Source organism: Streptomyces sp. NPDC050416, assembly GCF_044458845.1.
Lineage (GTDB): Bacteria > Actinomycetota > Actinomycetes > Streptomycetales > Streptomycetaceae > Streptomyces.
In genome coordinates, this window is the sequence record NZ_JBITII010000002.1 from 156,866 (window position 1) to 177,937 (window position 21,072).

A 21,072-nucleotide genomic window follows, 5' to 3' on the forward strand; every position below is an offset into this window, starting at 1 on the left:
TCAACGACCGCTCCGCCCGTAGTTCACATCGAGGGCGCCGCTTGCACAGTGGTGAGAGGCCCAGCAGATTCCTAACGCCAAGAGCCTGATTCAACATCATGCATGGACGCGCGGACCGAACCGATGGCCACCACGGGTGTGCATTCGTTGTTCAACATTGACGAGGCCGAGAAGTGCGGCAGAGAGTGCCGTAGGCGTAATCAGTTCTTCAACGTCGTGGCCTCCGATGAATTGAGGCTCGCCCTCTTCGGTCTTCGTCAGCGGAGTGCCGTCCAGCCGTTGAGCATGGACCACGTGCGCGACGGCCTCCTCACCGTAAACCTCCTCGACCAGTGCCTGAACCTTAGCGGTGTCGGCCTTCGGCCAGACACCCTCCCAGTAGGAGAGCTCCTGGCGAAATACCGGATGCCTGCGGTTCAGGTAGACGACACCGCGATACTCTACGCCGCCTTCCTTGACCGTTTCCTTCCGCTCGTAGCGCGCGAGATACTTGTCCTCATCCGCGTCGAAGGGCTTCCATTTGAAGGTCGGGTAGCCACCGCGTACGGGAGTGGAGGCGCCAGTTACCCGACCGCTCGTCGCGGGTGCGAGAATGTGTCGGGACCCTGCCGTGCCACCTGGACCTCCGTGCGTTCCGCTGCCGGTGCTGGGTCCGCTGCTTCGCGTGCCTGGAGTTCCTGCGAAAGAACCGGTCGGCTCTCCCATTACCCTGCCTACCGTCGAACTGACTATGCGCGGTGCCTTGAACCTCGGGTTCAGGCGGTCGAAAATCCTGGCCAGGTTCTTGGCCATCAGCGAAACCCCGGGCGAGGACTCCTTAGCCCGCGCCGCATCCTGCGCTTTCTGTAGTTCCTCGGGAAACTGGTCCCAGAAGGCATTTCCCCACTGTTCCCAAGGCAAGTCCATCTCACCCTTAACGATGAGGGTGTGTCGAGAAGCCTGCGTGAGCACACCCCATCTCGTGGGATGGGCATCACTGAATACCGGAGGGCGGATGATCAGCCAGGTGCGCCGCATGATCTCGTCCGATATACCGAACTGCCTGTACCGGCTCTTGCTCCTGTCAGCGTGGTATGCCTCGCCTTGGTAGTCGACGACGACAACTGGCAGTTGTTCGATGTAGTCCGCGGTGTAGCCCACCGGCGCATTAGGCTCCGGCACGTAGAACCAGTCGACCTTGGTCCCGTGATCATCAACGGTCACGGTGCCGCGAACCGCACTATCGGGGATGAAGTGCCGTAGGCCATGGACGCGCCGTGGGCGCCACACCCTGGCTTCGCCGTCCGGCAAGGTCACGGTCTTGTCCTTGGTCTCCCGTCGTCCCCTGGCCAGCTTCGTGTATGAATCGATGACTGTGGTCTCGATCGACTTGCCGTCACGCTTCGGGATCTCGATGAGCCGGCTGTTGAGAAAGCGGACGAGGCCGTCCACGGTCTCACGCCTGGAGGGGTCCTGATCCCCCATCCACGTGTCGCAATGTGGTCCAGATCCGAGAAGGACGATTATCGTGCCCGTTTTCATCCAGTCAGGTCGGATCTTGCTCCAATCGCATCCGTGCTCTTCGTCCGCGAACGGTACGACCACCTCCCGCATGCCTGTAAACTCACCGTTCTGATCTTCAGTCTCCCACTCCTTCAGGGCATAGTTTCCTTTCGGGTCTCGATAGATCCACAACATGGCGCCGTCCGGGCATTGTGGCGTGTAACTGATCACCACGACGCCGAAGGGGTTCCAGTGCAGAACCGAGGACTTGAACCCTTGGCCGAAGTTGCCGTCAACCCCGATGGGCTTGCCACCGCCTCCGAATGCGGTGAGGAACACCGGTAGATCCTCATCGCTCATTCCCTCCCCGTTGTCCATGATCGTGCGTCGGAGGACGCCCAAGCTCTCTGCGGCCTGTTCCTCGATTCCAAACTGGATTATTGTGGCGCCGCTCTCCTCTGAGTTCTTCCATGCCTCGCGGGCCCACTGGTAGGGGCCGCCTGCCTCATAGGCCTGACGGATGAGGTGAAGAACGGCCTCGGTGGGCACGTGAACATACTTTGGCATCTAACGCCCTCCCATTCTCTGCAGGCCACTAGGTCGCAGCCCTATGTATGTGGCCCTGCACATACACCGAGACGACATTGGCCAGCAACTCTGCTTCCACTTCTGTTAGTTCGGGCGGTATTACCAACTGGGCGTTGCGTCCAGTGGGTAGATGGATCGGGATGGTGATATGCGGACTCTTGTCTTGCGTATCGAGTGGCGGTTGCCGCCTTGGTTGGGCAGGTGTTCGGGATGGTGGACGGTCCGCGGAAGCCCGTGACCTGTTGGGAGGGCTCCAGGAAGCAGGATCATCCACATATTCCAGAAAGGAGGAGACGGCTCGACGGAACGTCTTCTCGTACATCTCTTGTGTCGACTCCTGCAGCCCTGTTGAGCTGTCATGGAAGCCCCGTACAACATCATCAATATCGAGATCACGGATGTCGATGCCCTCCGGATGACCGAGAGGGGCCAAGAATCGCCGACAGACCATGGCGTACTGGCCGGACGTGGACTTCTTCATGTGGCCGGTTTGACCTGCCCACGACCAGAGGCGGAGCAGCGCATCTGCGCTTGTCGAGCGCGCATTCATGGATTCAAGTATGCATATAGGTTATATTGGACACAAGGGTCATCTATGTATGACGGTAGAACTGATCACCAAGGTGTTATATGCGGCCGATTCGCCAGCAGCCGAGGGATGATCCGGGCTAGGACGCAGCCGATGGCAGTCAGCGGGCTCGTCCCTCCACTGATCTCCGTGCCCGTGGCAGGCGAAGCTCTCGCACTGATCTCGTATATCTGCCGGACGCCGGCGGGCGGGGCCACCTCTCGCGGGGTGGTCGCGAAGCAGGCACTGCTTCCCCCAGACGTTCCCCCAGTAGTGGCAGAGGAATGAGAAACCGCAGGCCGCAGCTGTGGACGGAGCCCGTTGTAAAGCTGCCGCGGTTGCCTTCCCTGGGCCGTCTGAGGGCCGCCTGAGGGTGGCCGACGACCACCAACAACGACCAACGTGGACAGCAACCGCGCTGGTCTCCGGCGGGGTGCGGCCCAAAGCCGCACCCCGCCGGACGGGCGGATCAATACCAGCGCTACTGAGCGACCACCCCACCGCGTGACCACCACCGCTGAGCGACCACCCCCGCTGAGCGCGCCCCCTGTTACCGAGCGCCCCCTTGTTGACCCTCCCTTTGCCTGCCACCCTGGGAGTCCGCCCGCTTGTGAACTTGTGAAAGCATGAACAAACGGCGGGGACACCCCCAGGAGGCCCATCCATGCTCGTCCGTGACGCCATGAGCACCGTCGTCCTGACCATCGGCCCGACCCACACACTCCGCCAGGCCGCCGCACTGATGGCCGCCCGCAAGGTCGGCGCGGCCATCGTCCACGACCCCGACGCCGGCGGCATCGGCATCCTCACCGAACGCGACATCCTCATCTCCGTGGGCCAGGGGCAGGACCCGGACACGGAACTCGTCCACGCCCACACCACCACCGACGTCGTGTTCGCCACCCCCGCCTGGACCCTGGAGGAGGCGGCCGCCGCCATGGCGCACGGCGGTTTCCGTCATCTCATCGTGTTGGACCGCGACGAGCCGGCCGGCGTCGTCTCGGTCCGCGACATCATCCGCTGCTGGGCCCCGGCACGTCAGCAGGTACCCGCCTGACAGCACGAACGGCCCGGGCCCCCGAAGGGGCCCGGGCCGCCTCCACCGCACTCCAGCCAGAGTTAGATGCCGTCTAAAGCAAGCAGGACTCTAACTCCACACCTGTTCGCGACCTGGTCGCCTTTGCTGTTAGGCTGGTAGCCATGAGTGACCTTCTGGAACGGCTGCGCGGACGCGGATGGCGGATGACCGCGCAGCGGCGCGTCGTGGCCGAGGTCCTCGACGGCGAACACGTCCACCTGACGGCCGACGAGGTCCACGCCCGGGCCGTCGCCAAGCTGCCCGAGATCTCCCGGGCGACCGTCTACAACACGCTCGGTGAGCTCGTGTCCCTCGGCGAGGTGCTCGAGGTCTCCACGGACCAGCGCGCCAAGCGGTACGACCCGAACGCCCACCAGCCGCACCACCACCTGGTCTGCGCCCAGTGCGGCGCGATCCGCGACGTGCACCCGGTCGGCAACCCGCTGGCGGACCTCCCCGACTCGGAGCGCTTCGGCTTCACGGTCTCCGACGTCGAGGTGACGTACCGCGGCGTCTGCCCGAACTGCGCGGCCGCCTAGCCTCCTCGCCTTCTCACGCGAAGCCCCGGCACGGATGAGCGCCGGGGCTTCGCGCTGTCCGCGGACTTCCAGTACCTGACGGCCAGTCATATCGTCACGGCATCCACCAGTCCGTTCCGCACTCCGCGAGGAGACCGAAGCGGGAGAGCCGTATCCGAAAGTCACCGCCCACGACCTGACGCGCACCTTCGGCCGGGGCCCTCGCGCGGTCGACGCCCTCGGCCCCCTCGACCTGACTGTCGCGCCGGGCGAGTTCGTCTGCCTCGTCGGTCCCTCCGGCTGCGGCACGTCCACCCTGCTGCGCATCACCGCCGGTCTGCTCCGGCCCAGCACCGGCACGCTGGAGATCCGCACGTCCAGTCCGCGCCCGGCGGCAATGATCTTCCAGGACTACGGCATCTACGACTGGAAGACCGTCCAGGCCAACGTCCGCTTCGGTCTCGACGTCCAGCGCGTCCCACGCCGGGAGGCGAACGCCCGGGCCGCCGACTGGCTGGCCCGCACGGGCCTCGCCGACTTCGCGCACGCCTATCCGGCGGCCCTCTCCGGCGGAATGCGGCAACGCGTCCCCCTCGCCCGCGCCCTGGCGGTCGAGCCCGAACTGGTGCTGATGGACGAGCCCTTCGCCGCCTTGGACGCCCAGCTCCGCACGATCCTCCAGGACGAGCTGCTGGAGATCACCCAGGCGCTGCGCACGACGACCCTGTTCATCACCCACAGCCTGGAGGCGATCGTCCTCGGCGACCGCGTCCTGGTGATGTCCGCCCGCCCGCCCGGGCCGGATCATCGCCGTGCGCCGCCCGCCCTTCCCGCGCCCGCGCACCGGCGACGTCCGCGCCACCACCGAGTTCACCGCGCTGAAGAGCGAGCTTGGGACCTGCTGCGCAAGGAGGCGGTGCCGGCATGACCACGGTCGCCCCCGGGACGAAGCCCTCGGTCCTGATCCGCCGCCCGGACCCCGGCGAACTGCACCCCGCACGCACCCATCACCGCCGCCGCGCCGCCCGGGCTCCCCGCCGCCCAGCGGCTCTCCGAGCCCCGTGAGCTGACCATCGCGACGGGCACACTCGGCGCCGAGTACGTGGCGCCCCTGCGCGTCGCCCTCGACAAGGGCGAGTTCGCCAAGGAAGGCCTGGACGTCACGCTCAAGGTGCTGCCGACGCCCGAGGCACTCCCGCTCCTGGCCAAGGGCGAGGTCGACGCGCTGTGGGCGGCCCCGGAGCCAGCCGTCATGAACGGCATCCGCGGCGGCTTCATCATCAGCTGGGTCGCGGGGAACTTCTCGCCCGACCCGAAGCCCAAGAGCGGCCTGTGGGTCCGGCTGAAGGCCGGCGAGACGGCGACCGCCGTCCGGATGGCCGGCCGGAAGCTCGACACGATGATCAGCAAGGGCTCCCGTCATCGCCTCCCCATGAGCAGGCCTTGGAACAGCACGGCGGCGTCGACTCGGCGTGGCTGCTCGACCCGGTGTGGCGCCGGGTCGACGGCGAACCCGGCTACGCCTTCCTGGGCGGCCAACCGCCCGGCGAGCCGGGGCGGCAGGCTCTACGGCCCGCGCCTGCTGAACGGCGACGTGGACGCGGGCGTGGCCCTGCTGCGCGCGTACATCCGCACGGTGAACACCTACTTCGCGGCCGACCACAGAAGCACGAGACCTTCGTCACATACCCGGCGAGCTCCTGAAGACGGACGAGACGATCCTGCGCTCGACGCCGTCGCTCCGGATGGACTGGTCGCGGACGGTGACCCGCTCCCTCTACGGGGAGGCGGTGGGCCCTCGCCGGTGAACACACCGAGGGCCGGAACCCTTTCGGATTCCGGCCCTCGGCCTTCAGTAGCGGGGACAGGATTTGAACCTGCGACCTCTGGGTTATGAGCCCAGCGAGCTACCGAGCTGCTCCACCCCGCGTCGGTGAATGCAACGTTACGTCAACGCGCAGGACGGATGCAAATCGCTTACGCAGCGGCACCCCGCAGCGCCGGGCTGCGCACCCACCCGGCAGCGGCATCAACGCCGAGCACCTGCCACTCCAGAGCAGGGTCACGCCGACAGCTCCTGCCTGAGCGCATCCCGCAACCGAGCCGCCCGCTCCGCCACAGACTCCGGCCCCAGCGACACCGCCCGGTCAGCCCACCGCTGCCCCTCCGCCAGCTCCCCCCGACGCGCGTAGACCAGGGCCAGCCGCAACGCCGCCCGACCGTGCCCGGCGTCAGCCGCCCGCGTCCACCACACCGCCGCCTCGGGCTCACTCCCCTCCCGGGCCAGCAGCAGCCCGAGGTTGAAGGCCCCGTTGCGGGACCCGGCCTCGGCCGCCTCCCGGTACCACCGAGCCGCCTCGACGACGTCCCCCCGGGCGGCGGCGAGCATGCCCACCCGCACCTGCGCCCGCCGGTGCCCCTGCGAGGCCGCCCTCTCGTACCACTCCTCGCACTCGCTACGCCGGTGCACCGGCTCCCCGAGCTCGTGCGCCGGCTCCGGCGGCCGGCGCGCGTCGAGCACGGTCGCCAGCCGGTACGCGGCCTCGGCGCTCCCGCCCCCGGCCGCGCACCGCAGATGCCGCTCGGCCTCCTGCTCGTCGCCGTCCCGCAGCCGGGCCATGCCGACCTGGAGCGCCGCCTCGGTGTGCCCGGCGGCCGCGGCACGCTCGTACCAGCGCAACGCGGCCTGCTCCTCGCCCCGGCCGGCGTGCAGGATGCCCAGGTTGAAGGCGGCATCCACGCTCCCGGCCTCCGCGGCCTTGGAGAACCACGGCTCGGCGCCCGCCTCGTCCCCGGCTCGCAGCAACAGGATGGCCAGCGCGTTCGCGGCTTCCCGGTGCCCCGCGTAGGCCGCGCGCCGGTACCACTGCTCGGCCTGCGCGGTGCGTCCCTGCTCGGCGCAGAGCAGCCCCAGGTTGTAGGCGCCGTTCACGTCGCCCGCGTCCATGGCGGCCCGGTACCAGCGCTCGGCGGTCTGGGTCTCGCCCCGCTCGGCGTGCAGCGCGCCCAGCGCGTTCGCCGCGTTGCCGTCACCGTCCTGGGCGGCCCGCAGCCACCACACGGCGGCGTTCTCGGTGTCGCCCGCGTCGCGCAGCAGGAACCCGAGCGCGCAGGCGGCCCGTGCCTCGCCGTCCTTGGCGGACGTCAGGTACCAGCGTCCGGCCTCCTTGAGCTCGCCGCGCTTCTCCAGGATCGTCCCGAGGTGCAGGGCGGCCCGCCGGTGGCCGCGCGCGGCGGCCTGCCGGTACCACTGCTCGACCTCGTCCGGCACCTGGACAGCGTTGTCGCCGCCGGTGTCCCGCGTCGCCTTCCGGTCCAGCGCCCGGGCGAGGCGGTACGCCGCCTCCCGGTGCCCGCGCTCGGCCGCGACCCGCAGCCACTTCTCGGCCCCGGCGTCACCGCGGTGCTCCAGCAGATCGGCGAGGGCGTAGGCGCCCAGGGTGTGGCCCTGCTCCGCGGACTGGCGCAGCCAGTACTCGGCGGCGGGTTCGTCGCCGCGCTCGCGGTGGTGCCGCCCGAGGGCGTGCGCGGCCGCGGCGGATCCGGCGACGGCGGCGATCCGCCACCAGCCGGCGGCCTCGTCGGCGTATCCGCGCTGGTGGAGAAGGACTCCGAGGTTGTTGGCGGCGGCCCGGTCGCCCGCGGCGGTGGCGGCGCGCAGATGGGGTTCGGCACCGTCGAGATCGCCACGGCGCAGCAGCATGGCCCCGAGGACACTCATCGCCTCGACGTCGCCGGCCTCAGCTGCGAGCCGCTGACGCAGCTCCTCGGCCGCCTCGTCGGCGATCTCCCCGGTCTCGTCCGGGGTGTCGGTGTCCTCCCGGTTGGAAGGCTGCACAAAACGCCCTGTCTCGAACAGAGTTGCCTTGTCCCCCATAACGTCCATCGTCGCACCACCTGCAACCTGGGTACACCTGGTATACCGCAGCCAGTGAGGTCACTACAGCGTTTTGTCGACATGCCCACAGAGAGACAAGTCAAACACAGATCCCCCAACTCCCCCCGGCGGCGCGGCCGCAGCCTGTGCCAGCACATGCGTTCACACATCACGAAGGCCCGGATTCCATTGTGGAATCCGGGCCTTCGTGGTCGCTCCGTCACTCGGACTTCGCGATTTCAGTAGCGGGGACAGGATTTGAACCTGCGACCTCTGGGTTATGAGCCCAGCGAGCTACCGAGCTGCTCCACCCCGCGCCGTTGTGTTCACAACCGTATCACGGCGCGGGGAGGGCATCTGACCAGGCCAGGGCCTAGCTGCTCGGCTTCGGGCTCGGGCTGCCGCTCGGCTTGGCGCTGGGCTTGCTCTCGCCGCCCCCGGCGCCCCCGCGGCCGGACCCGGCCTGCGCGTCCTCGGCCCGCTTCAGAGCGTCCTCGAGGTCCTTCTGCGCCCGGCCGTACGCCTCCCAGTCGTTGTCCTTCAGGGCCTCCTGACCCGCGTCGAACGCCTTCTGGGCGTCCTCCAGGGCCTGTTGGACCGTCGGGTTGTCGGACGTCGGCGGTGGCGTCGTGGTGTCGTCACCCTCGTCCGGTGGCTCGGGGGCCTGCCCCTCCGTTCCGAAGATCTTGTTGAGGGCCTCGTCGAGCGTGTTCTCGAAGGCGGTCTGGCCTCCGTAGGTGACCAGCACCTTGCGCAGCAGCGGGTACTTCAGTCCACCACCGCGCACGTAGACCGGCTCCACGTAGAGCAGTCCGCCGTCGAGCGGCACCGTCAGCAGGTTGCCGTACTCGACTTCGGAGTCGCCGCCTCTCAGGAGCCTGATGGACTCGGCGATCTCCTCTTGGGAGTTGAACTGGCTCTGGACCTGCTTGGGTCCGTTGACCGTCGTGTTCGTCGGCAGTTTCAGGATCCTGATTCTGCCGTAGTCACTGGCGCCCGCCTCGGCGTCGACCGCCATGAACGCGCTGAGGTTGTCCCGGCCGTTGGGCGTGAAGGTCGTCGTCAGCGAGAACGACTGGGCCTTCTGGTCGGGCATCTTCATGCTCAGGTAGTACGGCGGCACCGCGTTGCCCGACCGGTTCGTCGGGTCGTCCGGCACCTGCCACACCTCGCTGCCGCTGAGGAACGTCGTCGCGTCCTTCACGTGGTAGCGCGTGAGCAGCTCCCGCTGGACCTTGAACAGGTCCTGCGGGTAGCGCAGGTGGTCCATCAGGTCCTTGGAGATCTCGCCCTTGGGCTTCACCGTGTCCGGGAACGCCTTCATCCAGGTCTTCAGGACCGGGTCCTTGGTGTCCCACTGGTAGAGCTTGACCTCGCCGGTGTACGCGTCGACGGTCGCCTTCACCGAGTTGCGGATGTAGTTGACCTGGTTCTGCTGGGCCACCACCGCGCGGTTGTCGTTGGTCGCGGTCAGCGAGTCGGCCGTGGTGTCACCGAGGGTGGTACGCGAGGAGTACGGGTATCCGTTCGTCGTCGTGTACGCGTCGACGATCCACTCGATACGGCCGTTCACCACCGCCGGGTAGGCGTCGCCGTCGATGGTCAGCCAGGGGGCGACCGCCTCGACGCGCTCCTTGGGAGTGCGGTTGTACAGGATCCGCGAACCGTCGCCGATGGCGCCGGAGTACAGGATCTGCGGTTCGCCGAACGCCACCGCGTACGCGGCCCGGTTGACCGGGTTGGAGAGGTTGACCCCGCTGTCGCCCTTGTAGCTGGTGGTCTTCTCGCCGTTGTCGTCGGAGTAGTCGATCTCCTTCTGGGGACCGCCGACGATCGAGTACGTGGTGGTCTTCTCGCCGTAGTAGACCCGCTGTTCGTACGTGCCGAGGTCGCCCTTGGAGGGCAGGTCGGACTCCGTGAAGTTCGGCCGGCCCTGGGCGTCGGCGCTGGTGCCCTCGGCGGCGACCACTCCGTAGCCGTGGGTGTAACGGAAGTGGTTGTTGATCCAGTTCTTCTTCGGGATGCCCGCCAGGTTCAGCTCACGCAGGCCGATGACCGTGTCCTGGTCCTTGCCGTCCTTGGCGTAGCGGTCGACGTCCAGGTTGTTCGGGAACGCGTAGTAGTTCCTGATCTGCTGGAGCTGCTGGAACGTCGGCGAGACGATGTTCGGGTCCATGATCCGGATACTCGCCGTGGAGCCGACGTCATCGCGGAGCGTGGTCTTGTCCTCGGTCTTGCTCGTGCCCGAGTAGTCGGTGACCTTGGTGCCGTCGATGCCGTAGGCCTTGCGCGTCGCCTCGAGGTTCTTCTCGACGTACGGCGCTTCCTTGGCCTGCTCGTTCGGCTGGACCTGGAACTTCTGCACGATCGCCGGGTAGAGGCCGCCGATGAGGATGGCGGAGAGCACCATCAGGCCGAAGCCGATCACGGGCAGCTGCCAGGTGCGCCGCCACAGGGTGGCGAAGAACAGCAGCGCGCAGATGACTGCGATGCAGAACAGGATCGTCTTGGCCGGCAGGTAGGCGTTGGCGTCGACGTACCTCAGGCCCGTCCAGTTGTCGGTCGCCCTGAAGTCGCTGGACTTCACGGCGAGTCCGTAGCGGTCGAGCCAGTAGGCGACCGCCTTCAGGGCCACGAAGATGCCGATGAGCACCGACAGGTGGCCGGTGGCCGCCGCCGTGGCGCGGGCGCCGGGGCTGGTGACGCGCAGGCCGCCGTACAGGTAGTGCGTGAGCGCGGCGGCGATCACGGACAGGATCGCGGCGGCGAAGCCGAAGCCGAGCAGGAAGCGGTACCAGGGAAGGTCGAAGGCGTAGAAGGAGACGTCCAGCTTGAACTGGGGGTCCTTCTGGCCGAAGGACACGCCGTTGACCCACATCAGCCACGTCCGCCACTGGCCGGACGCGGAGGCTCCGGCGATCAGGCCCACCAGGGCCGTGATCCCGAGCAGCAGCCACTTCTTGTAGGGCGCGATGCCCATCCGGTAGCGGTCGAGGTTCTGCTGCTCCATGGACATGGCGCTCAGCGGCGGCCGCAGGCGGTGCGCCAGCCAGATGTTGACTCCGACCGCGACGGCCATGAGCAGGCCGAAGACGAAGAAGAGCCCGATCTTGGTCCACAGCGTGGTGGTGAAGACCGACGAGTAGTTCACCGACCGGTACCAGAGCCAGTCCGTCCAAAAGCCCGCGAACATGGTGAACACCATGCCGAGGACGGCCAGGACGCCCAGTGTCATGAGCAGGGTCCGGACACGCCGGGACGGGCGGCCCACTCTGATCCGCGGCCCTGTCGGGCCTCCGCCGCGGTCCGGCATCTGGAAAGCCAAGGTGCGCACCTCGAAGTTCGCTGTTGATTCGTAAGGTCCGCGTCTTCACGGACCGTCCGTGGCCCCCGTGATCGCGGGCCCCCACCTATGCAACTTACTCACCGTTTACTCGGTTCCCGATTCCGGCCGGGAACGAGGCAGGATTGTGACCATGTCCAACACTCCCATGGCGGCGAGCCCGCTCACCCGGGCCGTACTCGAGATCGACGAGTACGTCTCCGGCCTCGGCTGGGACCAGCCCGCCCGCCTTTTCGCACTCGTCGACACCGCCCGGCTCAGGGCCGAACAGCCCTCGCTCGCGGACCGGCTCGGTCTGGACGACGCGGCGGAGAACCCCGGCCTCACCCCGATCGAGCAGGACGAAGTTCCAACGGGCAAGCCGCTCGACGAGTTCCTCGCCACCATCGCCTGGCCCGACGCGGTGGCCGGCTGTGCCCTCGCCGTGGAGCGCCTGATGCTGCCGCCGTCCGCGGAGGCCCAGGTTCCGCAGGGTCTGGACGAGGCCGCGCTGACGAAGTGGGTGGCGGACCACCCGGACCGCCAGGAGGTCCGTATGACGGTCGCGGTGCTGCGGGACGGCACCCGTGAGTCGGCCCTGCGCCTGCGCGAGAAGGACTCCCCGACGGAGGTCCTCACCGGATCCGACCTGGTACCGGGTCTGGCGGAGGCACTGGCGGCGACGTTCGAGGAGTAGCCGGCGGCCTCGCGGCCCGGGCCGGTCGTCCGGCCCGGCGGACTACTTACCGCACTTCGGCAGACCGGCGGTGTCGCCGCCGCGGATGTCCTTGAGAGCGCCGAGGGCGTCCTCGATGGTCTTGACCTTGATGAGGGTGAGGCCCTCGGGGGTGTCCTTGGCGGCGGCCTCGCAGTTGTCCGCGGGCGTCAGGAAGTACTGCGCGCCCTTGGCCCGCGCGCCCACGGTCTTCATCTCGATGCCGCCGATCGGACCGACCTTGCCCTCGTCGTCGATCGTCCCCGTACCCGCCACGAACTTGCCCCCGGTCAGACTGCCCGGCGTGAGCTTGTCGTAGATGCCGAGCGCGAACATCAGACCGGCGCTCGGCCCGCCGACGTCGGCCAGCTTGATGTCGATGGTGAACGGGAACGTGTGGTCGGTCCCCGCGGAGATCCCCACGATGGCCCGCTTCTCGCCGCTGTCGTCCGACGTCGTCGTGGTGATGGTGATGTCCTGCGTCTTCGTCGGCGTCCGCTTCTCCTTCTCCGCGGCGGCCTGCTCCTTGGCGGGCACGATCGTGAAGCGGACGTCCTGGCCCGGCTTGTGCTTCGTGACGAGCTTCGCGACGTCGGTCGGCTCCTTCACCATCGTGCCGTCGACGGCCTTGATCACGTCCCCGGCGTGCAGCTTGCCCTCGGCCGGGGATCCCTTGACGACCGTCGAGACGATGACCCAGGACTTCACCGGAACGTCGAGTTCCTTCAGCGCGGCGACCTTGGCGCTCTCCTGGGACTGGCTGAACTCCTCGGCGTTCTCCTGCGTGGACTGCTCCTCGGTCTTGCCGTCCGGGTAGAGCGTCTCGTGCGGCACCACCTTGTTGTCGTGCGCGAGCCAGCCGTAGACGGCCTCGACCAGGTTCATCCGGTAGTCGGCGCTGGTGACCCGGACCGTCGTCATGTTCAGATGGCCACTGGTCGGATAGGTCTTCCGCCCGGAGACCTGGAGCACCGGCTCTCCGCCGTGATCGCCCAGCGTGTTCACCGTCGGCCCCGGGGACATCTCCGAATACGGCACGGGGATGAACACTCCCGCGCACAGGAGCGCGATCAGCATCAGGGTGGAGGCGAGCATCGTCGCGGTGCGGCGTGGCATGACTCGACAGTACGGGACGGTCCTGTCAGCGCACCGTCAGGGCCGCCCGTCCGAGGCGGCCCTGTGGTCTCACACGCTTGTGACCTGCTCTTTTCCCTGGCCTTCGGTGCCCGGCCGGGGTCTTTCCATGGCCTCGCGGAAGCGGGCGTAACCGATGAGTTCCGGGCCGTCCCCACGGACCTTGCGGGTCCGGTTGGCCCAACTGCCCCAGAGGCCCGCGCCGATCGCAGCCACAAGCGGAATCAGCAACCAGGCGAGCGCCGCCATGCCGACCTCCAACCCCTTGAGCGTCCGCAACTGACTGATCAGCAGATTAACCATCCGCAGTGACAACGCTCACGCCAGGGGTCCGGTTACGCAACCGGAAGGCCGGGTCCCGGATTCACCGGAAGGGCGGTGCCGGATTCAGCAGGCGCCCACCCACTCCTCGGTGCCGTCGGAGAACTTCTGGTGCTTCCAGATGGGCACTTCGTGCTTGAGGTCGTCGATCAGCTTCCGGCAGGCCTCGAAGGCCTCTCCTCTGTGCGGGCACGAGACGGCGACGACCACGGCGAGGTCACCGACCCGGAGATCCCCCACGCGGTGCACGGCCGCCAGCGCCCGCACCGGGTACTCCGCGACGACCTTCTCGGCGATCCGCCTCATCTCGGCCTCCGCACTGGGGTGGCAGGAATACCCCAGCTCCGCCACGTCGGCACCCCCGTCGTGGTTCCGCACGGTGCCCACGAAGAGCGCCGTACCGCCGGCCGCGTCGTCCCCGACGGCCCGGAACACCTCGTCCACGGAAAGGGCCGTGTCCCGGATCCCGATCATCCTGATCGGATCCTGCGCGGCCTGCTCACCCGGGTGATCGCTCGTGGATGCCATGCCTCCATCGTGCCGTACGCGACCGACAGCGCGGAATAGAGCCATCGACCGGCACGCGCGCGTGCGCCTTTGGAGTCTCCTACAGGGGCGCCTGTCAGATCCGTCGCCGGGCCTTGCGCGCCCGCCGCACCACCGCGGCCGCGCCCAGCAGCGCCACCGTCGCTCCCGCGGCACCAGCGGCCGTCGCGTCCTTGCGGCCCAGTCGCCGCCCGGCCACCGTGTGCCGGCCGGAGACCTCCTCCAGGAGCTCCGCCAGCACCTCCTCGTTGGTGTACCGCGGCCGCCACCCCGCGTCGTGCAGCCGGCTGCCGCTGACCACCCAGGGGTACATCGTGTACGCCAGGTCCCCGGCCGGAGACGGCGTGAGCCCGATGCGGTGCAGGCGCTGCGCCGCACCCAGCGCGACCGCCGACGGCAGCTCCATCCGCCGGATGCCACTGAGCTCCTCGACCTCCTCCTGCTCCAGCCACCCGTCGCACCCGACGGTCAGTTCCCCGTCGACCTTCTCCAGGACGGCGTACTCCAGCGCGCTGCACAGATCCTCGACGTGGCAGAACTGCCACGCGGGCCGCGACCCGGCGACGACGAGCAGCCGGGGAGACTCGAAGTACCTGGTCAACGCGGTGTCCGTGCCTCCCACCAGGATCGCCGGCCGCACCACGGTGACATTCAGCCCCGGGTGCGCCCGCGGCGCCCGACGCGCCAGCCGCTCGATCTCCAGCAGGTCGCCGACGCCCGTCGCCTCGGCCGTGGCCCGCAGCTCCGCGTCCTCGGAGAGCGGCAGCTCGTTGTCCGGCAGCGCCCCGTAGACCATCGCCGAGGTGCACAGCACGACCCGGTGCACTCCGGCCGCCGCGGCCGCCGTCAGAACGGTCTGCGTCCCCCGTACGTTGTAGGCCGTTCGGGCGGCGGCGTCGGTCTCCAGGTCGAGGTCCAGCGCCAGGTGCACCACCACGTCGGCGCCCCGCAGCTTCTCCGCGATGGCCGGATCCCGAACGTCCAGGATGTACCACTGCGCCGCGTCGCACTCGCCGCGCCGCTCGTCGATGGCGACGACCTGCTTGACCTCGTCGGACGCGGCGAGCCGCTCGGTGAGCAGGGCGCCGACGCCGTACGCGGCACCGGTGACCGCGACGACGGGTCCGCGCCCCGCGGGGCCCGCGGAACTGGTTGACTGGTTTCGCGCTGCGCGAACCTGCGGATCTGGGGAACTCACCGGGCGTCTCCAGCGGTTGTCTTCAGTACGAGCGCGAGCGACGCGTGCGTACCAGGTGGCATCCATCCTGCCGCAGGCTGTCAGTCGGCGAAGCACCGAGGCCCGATCCGCCCCAGGTGTCTACGCTGGGTGGTGTTGTCGGGCAGCCGTGCCGCCGGAAAGAACCGGCGGCCCTACCAGCCGAGGAATCCCGTGAGTGACACCCCATTCGGATTCGGCCTTCCGCCGGAGGAGCCGGACGACGGCGACGAGGGCAAGAAGAAGGACCAGGAGAGCGGTGGTGGTCAGGGACCGGCCAATCCGTTCGGTTTCGGCGGCCTGCCCGGAGCCGGAGGATTCGGCGGCGGCCCCGGTGCGGACAATCCGTTCGCAGCCATGTTCGGCTCCCTGAACCCCAACGACCTGGGCGCCGCCTTCCAGCAGCTGGGCCAGATGCTCTCCTACGAGGGCGGCCCGGTGAACTGGGACATGGCCAAGCAGATCGCCCGCCAGACGGTCTCCCAGGGCAGTCCTGACGGCACCAAGGACACCAGCGTCGGCCCCGCCGAGCGCAAGGCCGTCGAGGAGGCCGTCCGCCTCGCCGACCTGTGGCTCGACGACGCCACGTCGCTGCCGTCCGGTGCCGGATCGGCCGTGGCCTGGAGCCGCGCCGAGTGGGTCGAGGCGACCCTGCCCGCCTGGAAGGAGCTCGTCGACCCGGTCGCCGAGCGCGTCGGCACCGCCATGGGTGACGTCCTGCCGGAGGAGATGCAGGCCATGGCCGGCCCGCTGATCGGCATGATGCGCTCGATGGGTGGCGCCATGTTCGGTACGCAGATCGGGCAGGCCGTCGGCGTGCTCGCCGGCGAGGTCGTCGGGTCGTCCGACATCGGCCTGCCGCTGGGCCCGGCCGGAAAGGCCGCGCTGCTGCCGGTGAACATCGAGACGTTCGGCAAGGACCTGAGCGTCCCGCAGGAGGAGGTGCGGCTGTATCTCGCCCTGCGCGAGGCCGCCCACCAGCGTCTCTTCGCGCATGTGCCGTGGCTGCGCTCGCATCTGTTCGGCGCGGTCGACGGGTACGCCCGCGGGATCAAGGTCGACACGGCCAAGCTCGAGGACGTCGTCGGCCAGTTCGACCCGCAGAATCCCGAGCAGCTCCAGGAGGCCCTCCAGCAGGGCATGTTCCAGCCCGAGGACACGCCCGAGCAGAAGGCAGCCCTGGCGCGTCTGGAGACGGCTCTGGCGCTCGTGGAAGGCTGGGTCGACGCGGTGGTCCACGCCGCCGCGAAGCCCCGTCTGTCGTCCGCCGACGCCCTGCGTGAGACGCTGCGCCGCCGCCGCGCCTCGGGCGGCCCGGCCGAGCAGACGTTCGCCACGCTGATCGGCCTGGAGCTGCGCCCGCGCCGCCTGCGTGACGCCTCCCGTCTGTGGGCCTCGCTCACCGACGCGCGCGGTGTCGACGGCCGGGACGCCCTGTGGCACCACCCGGACATGCTGCCGACGGCCACCGACCTTGACGACCCGGACGGCTTCGTGCACCGCGAGCAGATCGACTTCTCCGAGCTGGACAAGATGCTCGGCGAGGCGGCGGACAAGCCCGACCTGAAGAAGCCCGACCCGAAGAAGAAGGACGAGGGCGAGGGCGAGACCAAGGGCGACGACGCCGAGTGAGCCTGTACGACGACGCGGTCCTCGTGCTCAAGGAGTACGAGGACCAGCCGGAGCTGCGCCAGGCCTACCTCGACCATCTGGCCGAACATCAGGACGGCCTCTGGAAGGCCTGCCCTGCGGGCCACGTCACGGCGAGCGCCCTGGTGATCGACCCCGAGGCCGGCCGGGTCCTGCTGGCCCTGCACAGAAAGCTGCGGATGTGGCTCCAGATGGGCGGCCACTGCGAGCCGGGCGACAGCTCCCTCGCGGCCGCGGCGCTGCGTGAGGCGACAGAGGAATCCGGCGTCTCGGGGCTCTCGCTGCTGCCGGGCGGCCCGGTGCGCCTGGACCGGCACCCGATCCCGCCACCGTGCCACTGCCACTTCGACGTCCAGTACGCGGTCCTGGCGCCGCCGGACGCGGCGCACGCGATCAGCGACGAGTCGCTCGACGTGCGCTGGTTCGGGTACGACGAGGTGGCGGGGGTGGCCGACGAGTCGGTCGTCCGCCTGCTGGAGGCGACCCGCGCGAGGCTCGCGGTCTGAGCATGTGTAAGGGGCGACCGCTGTCGCGGCCGCCCCTTACGTTCGGTCCTGACGGTGGGCTGCGCGCCCTCAGGGGTGCGGGGAACTGCGCGACCGGCCACAGACGGCCCGCGGCCTGGGCCGGACCCCACAGCCCCCGGCCCCGATCGGCCCAACCCGCGGAGCGATCAGTTCCAGACGTTGCCCTGGTTCTGCCCGCGCGCTCCCTGCTGGCCCATGCCGTACTGCGCGGCGAGGCCCGAGCCGATCTGGGCGTTCTGCGGCGGCAGCAGTTCGCTGGGCTGGACGAGCGCGAAGCCGGTGCCCATGAAGCTCAGCTCCCAGCCCTCGCCGGTGCTGCCGCGGCGCCGCCACACCCCGGAGGAGTGCGTCTGGGCCTGCATCTGCACCCGCAGGCTCGTCGACCAGGCGACGATCGCGTCGGCGTCGCAGTTGACGTACCTGTCGGGCGTCACCCGCATGAGCAGCGGCATGCCCGAGGTCATCAGGGCGATCTTGCCCCGGCCGGTGATGTTGAGCTGGTACTTCCCGGAACCGGAGATGCCGTAGAGGCTGTCGACGGCGATGACCTCGTGGTGCAGGGAGGAGTCCATCGCCAGCACGTAGCTGCTGTCGACGGTGAGGCCGTCCTGCTCCACCTCCATGACGTGGACGTGCTGCTTGAGGTTGGCGAGGTAGACCGTGCCCTGCCCGTGGCAGCGCATCAGGTCGAGTCCCTCACCGGTGTGCGCACGCGAGCGTGCCTGGTCGTTGCTCTGGTACTCGGCGTCGAACTCGACGAGGCCCTGGTAGGCGACCATGGTGCCCTTTCGGGCCAGGATGTCGTCGTGGCCCTCCAGGGCGACGCGCAGCATCTGCTTGTTCTGCAGACTCCAGCGGTCCTGGGTCTGCTGCTCGTTGTAGGCGAAAATCGGGCTCTGCATGGCGTGTTGCTCCCCCTCAGCCCCGGACCCGGAGGCGGTCGGTGCTGTCCTCGCTGGGCTGGACGACGACGATGCCCTGACCTGAGAAGGCCATCTGGTAGGCCTCGCCGCTGCCGCGGCCGATCAGCGACTGGGCCCGGAAGCTCCGCTTGCCCTTCACCTTGAGGTTCGGGGACCAGGCGACGAGCGCGTCGGGGTCGACGTACGTCTCGTCCTCGCCGCCTCCGCAGTCGACGACGATGGGCTTGCCCCGGGAGGTCAGCGCGACCCAGCCCTGCCCGGAGATCTTCGTGTTCCACAGGCCCTGTCCGGCGAACTTCGCCAGGCCCTTGACCCGCTCGACGCCCCACGTGAGGTGGGCGTCGAAGGCGAGCAGGTTGGTGGCGTTGACGGAGATGCCGTCGCCGTTGAGGTTGATCACGACGACGTTCGCCCCGTAGTCGGCGAGGTAGAGCAGGCCGTCGCCGGAGCACTTCATCAGGGGCGCGCCCTCGCCGGTCATCCAGTCCTTCGCGATCTGGCGCACGGCCGGCGGGTTGGGCTCGTACTGCACGAAGCCCTCGTAGGCGACCATCGACCCCACGCGCGCGAGGAGGTCGTGTCCGGTCTGCATGGCGACCTTCAGCATGTGGTTGCCGTGGTTCTCCATGCGGGCGGTGACGGGCGCGGGGGCGTAGCCCGCGAGTTGCTGTGTCATGACGGGCTCCCTCAGACCTCGTACGGCTGGACGACGATGAAGTTCCCGGGCGCTGCCCGGAACTGGAGGTTGACGCTCTCCCCGCTGTCACCCGGATAGGCGTTGCGGCGCATCCGCACCTGGCTGGAGACGACGACCTGGGCGGCGGCCGACCAGGCGACCACGGCGTTGCAGTCGGCGAACGTGGTGGGCGTGACCGGCAGGACCACGGGCGTGCCGTGGGTCTTCACGACGATCGTGCCGGTGCCCGTGAACTGCATGGTGAACAGCGCGCCCCCGGGGATGCCGTGCCCCTCGATGCGGCGCACTTCGTACTGGAGGCCCTCGTCGAAGGCGAGGACGTTCTCGGCGGAGACGCAGATGCCGTCGCCCTGGAGCTCGATGGGGTGCAGCATCGTCGAGTCCTCGGCGAGGAACACCTGTCCCTGGCCGGTGCAGCGCATCAGCTGCATCTCCTGGCCGGTCGCGTTGCCCACGATCCGGCCGGCGAAGCCGGCGCCCTTGTAGCTGAAATCGACCTTGCCCTGGTAGAGCACCATGCTGCCCTGGCGGGCCAGTACGGGTTGTCCGCCGATGCCGAGGTCGACGCGGACGAGCTTCTTGTTCTGCTGCGTCCAGCGCTGCCCGGTGGGGGTCTCCTTGAACTGCTGGAGCGCGGCGGCGACACCGGGGCCCTGCGGTGCTCCCTGGGGAGTTCCCTGAGGCGCTCCTTGCGGCACTCCGTAGGGGGCCTGGCCGGGCGGCTGCTGGCCGTAGCCCGGGGGCGGTGTGGGCTGACCGTAGCCCGGGGGCGGGGCCGGGGCATGGGGTGCCTGAGGCTGGCCGTATCCGGGCGGCGGCGGGGCCGTCTGGCCGGGGACCTGGCCGTACGGCGGCGGCTGCTGGCCCGGCTGGCCGTACGGCGCGGGCGCCGGGGCCGGGGGCGGCACCGGGGAGCCCCCGGGCGGGGTGTTCATCGGCGCGACGATGGTCGGGGCGGCGTGCACCTGGGGTGCGGGCGCCGGGGGCGGAGGCGGAGTGGCGCCGGGCGGGGGCGCGAAACCCTGCGCGGCGGGCTGGGGAGCGGGCGCCGGGGCGGGAGCCGGGGCCGGGGGCGCTGCCGGGGCGGGAGCGTGGGCGGGTTCCGGAGTGCGGGGGACGCCGAACGCGGGCGGTGCGAAGCCCGGGGCGGCGCCGGTCTGCGGCTGCTGCGCGGCGGGCGCGGGCGGGGCGGGTGTCTCCTCTTCGGCCACCTCGCCGCCGAAGTTCTTCAGGAGCGCGTCGAGACCACCGTCGAAGCCCTGCCCGACGGCGGCGAACCGCCAGACGTCCTTGAGGTAGAAGTCGCCAAGCATCACGGCCCGTTCGGTGGAGAACTCCGAGCCGTTGAAGGAGTAGCGCGCCACCTCCTCGCCGCCCGCGACGATACGCATGTAGCCGGAGGCGATCTGCGACATCTGGCCGTCGCCGTCGATCGTCGCCGTGAAGGACAGCTTCTGGATCTGCGGCGGGATCCGGTCGAGCGTCACCCGGAATGACTCCGTGTCGCCCGCCTGGGCACCCAGGAGCTGAATGGACTCCTCGGGGGACTTCGGCTGGTTGAAGAAGACGAAGTACCGGTCGTCCGAGAGCCGTTCGTCGGCGTCTAGGCCGAAGCAGCTGATGTCGAAGGTCAGCCCGGGGCCGGCGATCTGTACACCCACGTACAGATCCGTGCCCGCGGTGAGGTCACTGATCCTGGCCTTGTGGCCGCGTTGGAATTCCCTGGCCATGCGTAACGACCGTCCCCCATCCAGAACGTGATTGCGTCGCGCCAGGCTAACGGCAATCTCGGACACCGGACGCAGTCGGTACAGACCCGGTACAGAACCCGTGCCCGGCCGTATCGGCTGCTCTCTCGCGGAAAGCGGTCACTCACCCGGAGCTCACGATGGGTGCTCATCGCGGGTGCG

Annotated in this window: 17 protein-coding genes, 2 tRNA genes and 1 pseudogene; 7 read left to right on the top strand and 13 right to left on the bottom strand. The window is 69.1% G+C overall.

Features of this window, described 5'->3' with window-relative positions:
- Positions 1–96: 96 nt before the first annotated feature.
- Positions 97–2,031, bottom strand: coding sequence for a hypothetical protein (locus ACIBL4_RS05710; RefSeq protein ID WP_399406849.1), 1,935 nt, complete (start codon positions 2,029–2,031; stop codon positions 97–99).
- A 46-nt stretch (positions 2,032–2,077) separates the two neighbouring features.
- Positions 2,078–2,551: a hypothetical protein gene (locus ACIBL4_RS05715; RefSeq protein WP_399406851.1), complete on the bottom strand. Its 474-nt coding sequence runs from the start codon at positions 2,549–2,551 to the stop codon at positions 2,078–2,080.
- 751 nt (positions 2,552–3,302) lie between these two features.
- Between ACIBL4_RS05715 and ACIBL4_RS05720 the strand changes: the two genes are divergently transcribed.
- From ACIBL4_RS05720 to ACIBL4_RS05735, 4 genes and pseudogenes are all read left to right on the top strand, one after another.
- Entirely contained in the window at positions 3,303–3,695 is a 393-nt protein-coding gene (locus ACIBL4_RS05720; protein ID WP_399406853.1) for a cyclic nucleotide-binding/CBS domain-containing protein, read from the top strand.
- Between the two features lie 143 nt (positions 3,696–3,838).
- Entirely contained in the window at positions 3,839–4,255 is a 417-nt protein-coding gene (locus ACIBL4_RS05725; protein WP_010047623.1) for a Fur family transcriptional regulator, read from the top strand.
- A gap of 175 nt (positions 4,256–4,430) precedes the next feature.
- A pseudogene (locus ACIBL4_RS05730) lies at positions 4,431–5,162 on the top strand (ABC transporter ATP-binding protein).
- Complete coding sequence (locus ACIBL4_RS05735; RefSeq protein ID WP_399406855.1) at positions 5,159–5,299, top strand: hypothetical protein; 141 nt, start codon at positions 5,159–5,161, stop codon at positions 5,297–5,299. Before ACIBL4_RS05730 ends, ACIBL4_RS05735 begins: the two are co-directional and overlap by 4 nt.
- Before the next feature lie 791 nt (positions 5,300–6,090).
- On the opposite strand, the gene ACIBL4_RS05740 is transcribed toward ACIBL4_RS05735, so the two are convergent.
- The 4 genes from ACIBL4_RS05740 to ACIBL4_RS05755 form a co-directional block, all read right to left on the bottom strand.
- A tRNA-Met gene (locus ACIBL4_RS05740) sits at positions 6,091–6,164 on the bottom strand.
- A gap of 132 nt (positions 6,165–6,296) precedes the next feature.
- Complete coding sequence (locus ACIBL4_RS05745; protein ID WP_399406857.1) at positions 6,297–8,120, bottom strand: tetratricopeptide repeat protein; 1,824 nt, start codon at positions 8,118–8,120, stop codon at positions 6,297–6,299.
- A gap of 234 nt (positions 8,121–8,354) precedes the next feature.
- Positions 8,355–8,428: transfer RNA gene (locus ACIBL4_RS05750), tRNA-Met, on the bottom strand.
- A gap of 56 nt (positions 8,429–8,484) precedes the next feature.
- Entirely contained in the window at positions 8,485–11,424 is a 2,940-nt protein-coding gene (locus ACIBL4_RS05755; protein WP_399408087.1) for a UPF0182 family protein, read from the bottom strand.
- A 163-nt stretch (positions 11,425–11,587) separates the two neighbouring features.
- Here ACIBL4_RS05755 and ACIBL4_RS05760 point away from each other — a divergent pair, with 163 nt between their 5' ends.
- On the top strand, positions 11,588–12,130 hold the full coding sequence (locus ACIBL4_RS05760) for a PPA1309 family protein (RefSeq protein ID WP_399406859.1): 543 nt from the start codon (positions 11,588–11,590) through the stop codon (positions 12,128–12,130).
- Positions 12,131–12,172: 42 nt separating this feature from the next.
- On the opposite strand, the gene ACIBL4_RS05765 is transcribed toward ACIBL4_RS05760, so the two are convergent.
- From ACIBL4_RS05765 to ACIBL4_RS05780, 4 genes are all read right to left on the bottom strand, one after another.
- Entirely contained in the window at positions 12,173–13,264 is a 1,092-nt protein-coding gene (locus ACIBL4_RS05765) for a PDZ domain-containing protein (protein ID WP_399406861.1), read from the bottom strand.
- Positions 13,265–13,333: 69 nt separating this feature from the next.
- Complete coding sequence (locus tag ACIBL4_RS05770) at positions 13,334–13,531, bottom strand: hypothetical protein (protein ID WP_356929767.1); 198 nt, start codon at positions 13,529–13,531, stop codon at positions 13,334–13,336.
- 138 nt (positions 13,532–13,669) lie between these two features.
- Positions 13,670–14,131 (bottom strand): molybdenum cofactor biosynthesis protein MoaE, encoded by a 462-nt coding sequence (locus ACIBL4_RS05775; protein WP_399406863.1) that lies wholly within the window; start codon positions 14,129–14,131, stop codon positions 13,670–13,672.
- Positions 14,132–14,225: 94 nt separating this feature from the next.
- Complete coding sequence (locus ACIBL4_RS05780) at positions 14,226–15,347, bottom strand: SDR family oxidoreductase (protein WP_399406865.1); 1,122 nt, start codon at positions 15,345–15,347, stop codon at positions 14,226–14,228.
- Positions 15,348–15,539: 192 nt separating this feature from the next.
- Here ACIBL4_RS05780 and ACIBL4_RS05785 point away from each other — a divergent pair, with 192 nt between their 5' ends.
- Together ACIBL4_RS05785 and ACIBL4_RS05790 are read left to right on the top strand one after the other, a co-directional pair.
- Positions 15,540–16,997 (top strand): zinc-dependent metalloprotease, encoded by a 1,458-nt coding sequence (locus ACIBL4_RS05785; protein WP_399406867.1) that lies wholly within the window; start codon positions 15,540–15,542, stop codon positions 16,995–16,997.
- The gene (locus tag ACIBL4_RS05790; RefSeq protein ID WP_399406869.1) at positions 16,994–17,521 is read left to right on the top strand and encodes an NUDIX hydrolase; all 528 of its coding nucleotides are present in this window, start codon (positions 16,994–16,996) and stop codon (positions 17,519–17,521) included. The genes ACIBL4_RS05785 and ACIBL4_RS05790 overlap by 4 nt, the downstream gene beginning before the upstream one ends.
- A gap of 167 nt (positions 17,522–17,688) precedes the next feature.
- Here the strand turns inward: ACIBL4_RS05790 and ACIBL4_RS05795 are convergent, their stop codons facing one another.
- Genes ACIBL4_RS05795 through ACIBL4_RS05805 form a run of 3 tightly spaced genes read right to left on the bottom strand, consistent with a single transcriptional unit; the run spans position 17,689 to position 20,892 of the window.
- Complete coding sequence (locus tag ACIBL4_RS05795; RefSeq protein ID WP_399406871.1) at positions 17,689–18,444, bottom strand: AIM24 family protein; 756 nt, start codon at positions 18,442–18,444, stop codon at positions 17,689–17,691.
- A gap of 16 nt (positions 18,445–18,460) precedes the next feature.
- Positions 18,461–19,141 carry an AIM24 family protein gene (locus tag ACIBL4_RS05800; protein ID WP_399406873.1) on the bottom strand — a complete coding sequence of 227 codons (681 nt, stop codon included), beginning with the start codon at positions 19,139–19,141 and terminating at the stop codon, positions 18,461–18,463.
- Positions 19,142–19,152: 11 nt separating this feature from the next.
- Positions 19,153–20,892 carry a TerD family protein gene (locus ACIBL4_RS05805; protein WP_399406875.1) on the bottom strand — a complete coding sequence of 580 codons (1,740 nt, stop codon included), beginning with the start codon at positions 20,890–20,892 and terminating at the stop codon, positions 19,153–19,155.
- Positions 20,893–21,072: the final 180 nt, after the last annotated feature.